Raw genomic sequence first — 1,582 nt, forward strand, 5'->3', positions numbered from 1 at the left:
AGGGCATATTGCTATTAAAAATGTAGCAATGTGCTTTGGGGCTCAGAACGCTTCGGTATCCACCTCGGCCTGTGCCTGGGGCGGATAGCGGTCGCCCGCCATGGCGCGGTCATGCACGAGCGCATCGAGCCGCGCCAGCAGCTCGGGCGGCAGTCGCACATCCGCCGCGCCCAGGTCGTCGCGCAGGTGCGCCACGCTCGTGGTGCCCGGAATCGGGATGATCTCCGGCCCCTGCGCCAGCAGCCAGGCCAGGGCCAGCTGCGCGGGCGTGCAGCCGGCCTCGCGGGCGAGGGCCTCGTAGGCGCCCAGCAGCCGCAGGTTGGCCGCGTAGGCCTCGGGCGCGAAGCGGGGCATCGTGCGGCGGATGTCGCCCGGCGCCAGCGTGGACACATCGCGCAGTGCGCCGCCCAGGAAGCCCCGCGCCAGCGGGCTGAACGCCACGAACGCCGTGCCCAGCTCGCGGCAGGCCTGCAGCACGGCGATCTCGGGGTTGCGCGTGCACAGCGAATATTCGGTCTGCAGCGCGGTGATGGGGTACTCGGCATGCGCGCGGCGCAGCGTGGCGGCCGACACCTCCGACAGGCCCACGCCGCGGATCTTGCCCTCGCGCACCAGATCGCCCAGCGTGCCCACGCTGTCTTCGATGGGCACGCGCCGGTCCCAGCGGTGCAGGTAGTACAGGTCGATCACGTCCGTGCGCAGCCGGCGCAGGCTGGCCTCGCAGGTCGCGCGCAAGGTGGCGGGGCGGCCATCGATCACGCGCACCAGCTTGCCATCGCCGTTCGCGTCCACGCCCTGCATGCCGCACTTGCTCGCCAGCGTGATGCGCTGGCGGTGCGGCGCGAGGATCTCGCCCACCAGCGTCTCGTTGGCCCCGAAGCCGTAGAGCGCCGCGGTGTCGAACAGCGTCACGCCCTCGTCGAGCGCGGTGAGCAGCACCCGCTCGGCCTGCTCGCGCGAGGCCGGTACGCCGTAGGCATGGCTGAGGTTCATGCAGCCCAGGCCGATGGGGTGGACCTGGAAGGGGCCGAGGGAGCGGGGGGTGGTGGGCATCGAATGGCGCTGGTGTGCGAAGCGGAAGGTGGCGTGACGGTAGCGGCCGGGCAGGCACCAGTCAATACACGATGCGCGCCACCGCACGCAGCGCCTCGGGCGTGGCGCCGCCCCAGCCGAAGAACTCCAGGTACGCGGGAATCATCTCGAACAGCATGTCGGTGCCCTGCTGCACCGGGCAGCCCCGGGCCATCGCGGCCTGCAGCAGCGGGGTGTGGGCCTGCGCCATGACCACCTCGCCCACGAAGGTGCCGGGGGCGATGCGGTCCACGTCGAAGGGCAGGGGGTCGTCCTCGCGCATGCCCAGGGGCGTGGCGTTCACGACCAGGTCGAAGCCGGCGGGGTCGTTGCGGCCCACCGCCGTGCGCAGGGCGGGGTAGTGCTGCCGCAGCCGGTCGGCCAGCGCCTGCGCGCGGTGGCCGTCCACGTCGAACAGGGCCAGGGTCCAGGATCTGGTCGCCCTTGGTGGTCATGCCGAGCAGCGTCACGGTGTGGCCGCGTGCCTGCAGCAGGGCGCGCACATGCTCGG

Annotated in this window: 1 protein-coding gene and 1 pseudogene; both read right to left on the bottom strand. The window is 72.1% G+C overall.

From position 1 onward, the window contains the following. Window positions 1–42: 42 nt before the first annotated feature. Window positions 43–1,053, bottom strand: coding sequence for an aldo/keto reductase (locus AC27IO_RS24005; RefSeq protein ID WP_284397135.1), 1,011 nt, complete (start codon window positions 1,051–1,053; stop codon window positions 43–45). 61 nt (window positions 1,054–1,114) lie between these two features. Continuing rightward, window positions 1,115–1,495, bottom strand: a pseudogene (locus AC27IO_RS24010) (shikimate dehydrogenase family protein); the annotation flags it as partial. Between the last annotated feature and the right edge of the window lie 87 nt (window positions 1,496–1,582).

This window comes from Acidovorax sp. KNOB132, from assembly GCF_057541515.1.